Annotated in this window: 2 protein-coding genes and 1 pseudogene; all 3 read left to right on the top strand. The window is 65.6% G+C overall.

Features of this window, described 5'->3' with window-relative positions; genetic code table 11:
- Window positions 1-1122: pseudogene (locus tag WCB02_RS39245) on the top strand (hypothetical protein); the annotation flags it as partial.
- Window positions 1123-1465: 343 nt separating this feature from the next.
- Complete coding sequence (locus WCB02_RS39240; protein WP_423967716.1) at window positions 1466-2017, top strand: hypothetical protein; 552 nt, start codon at window positions 1466-1468, stop codon at window positions 2015-2017.
- A gap of 200 nt (window positions 2018-2217) precedes the next feature.
- Window positions 2218-4139: YgiQ family radical SAM protein (locus WCB02_RS39235; protein WP_423967718.1), on the top strand; the 1922-nt coding region annotated here is incomplete at its 3' end.

The raw sequence follows: 4139 nt of genomic DNA, 5'->3' as shown, positions 1-4139 counted from the left end.
GCCGAGGTGCCAGTCGACCCCTCGGCAACTCCATCCGCGAGTCCTCCGCCGCCGAAACCGAAACCCCCGACGACGTTTGCCGAATATCTGCGCGACGTTGGCGATGTCGTCCACACCGGAGCGGTGCGGGCAGGCGACGGCAACGCCGATTTCTACACCGTGCCGCTGACCCAACAGGCGCTGCGCCCTGGGACCGTGTATGCCGATCCGTACGGCCATGTGCTGATGCTGGTGCATCGCGTGCCGGAGGCGAACGGCACACCGGGCGTGTACCTGGCCGTTGACGCGGAGCCCGACGGATCGATCACGCGGAAGCGCTTCTGGCGCGGCAATTTCCTTTTCGTGCACGAACCCTCACTCGGCACCCCCGGCTTCAAGCATTTCCGCCCGATCGTGCGCGAAAAGGACGGTCCGTTGCGGCGGCTGACCAACGCCGAAATCGAAAAGAATCCGCAGTACGGCGATTTCTCGCTGGAGCAGTCGCAAATCACCGCCGAGGACTTCTACGACCGCATGGACGACGTCATGTCGCCCGAACCGCTTGATCCGCTCCGCGCGATGACAGACGCGATCACGAGCCTCAGCGAACAGATCAAGACGCGCGTCACGTCGGTGGACAACGGACGAAAATATCAGGCCAAGCAGATCGGCGACGCCGCCATGCCGGACGGCGCCTCGATCTTCGAGGCCACCGGCGCCTGGGAGGACTACTCGACGCCGGCGCGCGATTTTCGTCTGTTGATCGCCATCGATGTGGTGCGTGGCTTTCCCGACCGCTTCGCGCGGCGGTCGGATCGGTACGCGCTTCCACCCGGCAAAAGCGTAGCGGACATGAAGAACGAATTGCAGGATGTGCTGTCTTCGGAACTTGCCTCTCGCAAGTTGTCCTATGTTCGCAGCGACGGATCGCAATGGACGCTATCGGTCAAGGATGTGGTCGACCGGGCTCAGGATTTCGAGATGGCCTACAACCCGAACGATTGCGTGGAGCTCCGCTGGGGAGCGTCCGAGAACAGCGAAGAGGCCTCGACGTGCAAGCGTCACGCGCCGCAGCCGCAGCGTGCGAAGATGTCGGAATACCGCGTCTGGTTTCGCGAGCGGCATTGGCCGGCGCACAGCTGACGGTCTGCGATGGATGCCACCCTGTCGTGCCGAATTTCGATGTCACGGCAGCGGCCGCTGCTCCTATCCGGAAAATGACCGCATCTCATCCAGAGATTGACGCGATCTCATCCAACTATCGACCATTCTTGCTGTCCCTGTCCCTGCCAAAGACGTCGAACTGCGGGCGGGGGACTTTCGCATGTGTTTTCTGCGATCGACGGCGCAACGGCTCGGGATGGCCGTGGCCCTTGTTCATGCATTGTCTGTCGCCCCTCTGAGCGCGACACATGCGGCGCCGCCGAATGCGTCGAAAACCGCACCTGCCAATGGACTGCCGTGCAATGATCTCTGCAAGGCCTACATGGCCTGGTCCGATCGGGTCATGGGGAGGTTGCACCCGTCGCAACCGCAAAAGCAGGTCCTCGTTCACCACGAGAAGCCAGGCGGGCCGATCCATCGCGCCTCAAGGACACGCCAGCCGGGTTTGAATTTGTTCGCAAAACTGCTCCGGCCGAGCGATGCCGCGCCGCAATCGGCGGAAACGCTGCAGGTTCAGGGTGCGTCATCGGAGCCAGTCCAGCCGATTGCGGCGCGACTTCTTTCGGCGGGCGCGATCGTGAACGCAAAACCCGCGGACGCCGCGGGCGCGACCAACCAGCCTCCGGAACCCACGCTTGTTTCGGCGACCAGCCTCGCCTCCGCCGCGCAAGACACCGCCGCGCAAGACACCGGCACTCAGGGTCCCGGCATGCAAGACACGGGCATGCAAGCCACGGGTGCGACCAGTTGGTTCGGGCGCGGCGCCGATGGGCGGTTCGGTGCCTCGGTGGGTCTTGCGCTCTGCACCCTGTTTTCGCTGCTGTCTTGGGGATGGTTCAGACGCAGGGCACAGATTGCGACAACGGTCCGCTGATGCCGGAGCGCGCCGTTGCGTCGGGGCTTGCCGACCTCCCAACGTCACGCGCCTTTGATCGGCAACGGAAGGATGAGGATAAGTTCCATGCCCAGCCCGGTCCCGCAACCATGGACGCGGCCGGGGCACCGAGCCTTGGGTCGTCGGACGGCATGCGGGTCGGTTGAATTCACTGACCCGGAGTCCTATGCGTGGGCGCCATGGACATTGCCTCCTGCGTCGAACGGCCCTTGAGCTCCTGGTCCCGCCGCCGGGCACATCGCGGCGAGCCGGCGCCGTTCCTGCCGATGAGCCGCGCCGAGATGGCGGCGCTCGGCTGGGACGCCTGCGATATCGTGCTGGTGACAGGCGACGCCTATGTCGACCATCCGAGCTTCGGCATGGCGATCATCGGCCGGCTGCTCGAATCCCAGGGTTTTCGGGTCGGCATCATCGCGCAGCCCGACTGGCAGTCGGCCGAGCCGTTCAGGGCGCTGGGTAAGCCGCGCGTATTCTTCGGCGTCACCGGCGGCAACATGGATTCCATGGTCAATCGCTACACCGCGGACCGCAGGCTGCGCCACGACGACGCCTACACGCCCGGCGGCGAAGGCGGACGGCGGCCAGACCGCTGCAGCATCGTCTACGCCCAACGCTGTCGCGAGGCGTTCAAGGACGTGCCGGTCGTGCTCGGCGGCATCGAGGCGTCGCTGCGCCGCATCGCGCATTACGACTACTGGTCCGACAAGGTGCGCCGCTCGGTGCTGGCCGACGCGAAGGCGGATCTGCTGCTGTACGGCAATGCCGAGCGTGCCGTGGTCGAGGTGGCGCACCGGCTCGCCGCCGGCGAGGGGCCGCGTGATCTCGCTTCCATCCGGGGCACCGCGCTGTTCCGGCGCGTGCCCGACCATTATACGGAGCTGCACGCGGACGATCTCGACTCCGCCGACGAGGGCGCGGCGCGCCGCCCCGGCGACATCGTAATTCGGCTGCCGGCATGCGAGCAGGTCGAAGTGGACCGCGAGGCCTATGCCCGGGCCTCGCGGGTGCTGCACCGGGAGAGCAATCCCGGCAATGCGCGGCCGCTGGTGCAGCGCCATGGCGACCGCGACCTGTGGCTCAATCCGCCGCCGATCCCGCTTTCCACCGCCGAGATGGACGCCGTCTACGATCTGCCCTACGCCCGCGCGCCGCATCCGTCCTATGGCGACGCCAGGATCCCGGCCTGGGACATGATCAAGTTCTCGGTGACGATCATGCGCGGCTGCTTCGGCGGCTGCACCTTCTGCTCGATCACCGAGCACGAGGGCCGCATCATCCAGAGCCGCTCGGAAGAATCGATCCTGCAGGAGATCGAGCGGATCCGCGACAGGACGCCGGGCTTCACCGGCGTGATCTCCGACATCGGCGGCCCGACCGCCAACATGTACCGGATGGCGTGCAAGGATCCGAAGATCGAGGCGGCGTGCCGGCGGCCGTCCTGCGTCTTCCCCGAGATCTGCCCAAACCTGAACACCTCGCATGACGATCTGATCCGGCTCTATCGCAAGGTGCGCGAGGTGAAGGGCGTCAAGAAGGCAATGGTGGCGTCCGGCGTGCGCTATGACCTCGCGGTGCAGAGCCCCGAATATATCAAGGAGCTCGTCACCCATCATGTCGGCGGCTATCTGAAGATCGCGCCCGAGCATACCGAGCGCGGTCCGCTCGACAAGATGATGAAGCCGGGGATCGGCGCCTACGACCGCTTCAAGCAGATGTTCGATGCCGCAGCACAGCAGGCCGGCAAGAAATATTACCTGATCCCGTATTTCATCGCGGCGCATCCGGGAACCACCGACGAGGACATGATGAACCTCGCGCTCTGGCTCAAGAAGAACGGTTATCGCGCCGACCAGGTGCAGACCTTTCTGCCGTCGCCGATGGCGACCGCCACGGCGATGTACCATACCGGCGTCAATCCGCTGCGCGGCGTGCGGCACGGCGGCAGCGACAAGGTCGAGGCGATCAAGGGCTTGCGGCAGCGCCGGCTGCACAAGGCCTTCCTGCGCTATCACGACCCCGATAACTGGCCGCAACTGCGCGAGGCGCTCAAACAGATGGGCCGCGCCGACCTGATCGGCTCGCGCCCGGGCCAGCTCGTGCC

Source organism: Bradyrhizobium sp., assembly GCF_049581145.1.
In the GTDB taxonomy this organism is placed as follows: domain Bacteria; phylum Pseudomonadota; class Alphaproteobacteria; order Rhizobiales; family Xanthobacteraceae; genus Bradyrhizobium.
The sequence above is the reverse complement of the archived record's forward strand: the minus strand, read 5'-3'. Positions and strand labels throughout refer to the sequence as shown.

Excerpts from the sequence above, each read along its gene's own strand:
- WCB02_RS39240 (WP_423967716.1), top strand. The coding sequence starts at position 1,466 with ATGGCCTGGTCCGATCGGGTCATGGGGAGGTTGCACCCGTCGCAACCG.